Source organism: Streptomyces sp. P9(2023) (assembly GCF_032436795.1).
Classification (GTDB): Bacteria; Actinomycetota; Actinomycetes; order Streptomycetales; family Streptomycetaceae; genus Streptomyces.
Map to the genome: position 1 here is coordinate 1 of NZ_JAUPWM010000840.1, position 236 is coordinate 236.

Annotated in this window: 1 protein-coding gene; it reads right to left on the reverse strand. The window is 70.8% G+C overall.

All coding sequences use genetic code 11. The features are described from left to right. On the reverse strand, positions 1 to 236 hold a 236-nt coding region (locus Q5762_RS39635), incomplete at both ends, for a transposase (RefSeq protein ID WP_315897170.1).

A 236-nucleotide genomic window follows, 5' to 3' on the forward strand; every position in this document is an offset into this window, starting at 1 on the left:
CGGTCCGGGTCGGTGCCCGGGACGCTGTCGGTGGCATCCGTCATCGCGGTCCGCAGCGCCTGGTAGGCGGTCAGCAGTGCCCACATCTCCTGCTCGATGCCGTCCGGGGTGCGGGCCCGCAGGACGTGTCCGCCCAGGATCGTGGACTTCAGCTCCGCATAGGCGGTCTCGATCTCCCAGCGCTCGTGGTAGAGCCGGACGAGTTCACCGGCCGGGTGCGTCGAGGGGTCGGTGAG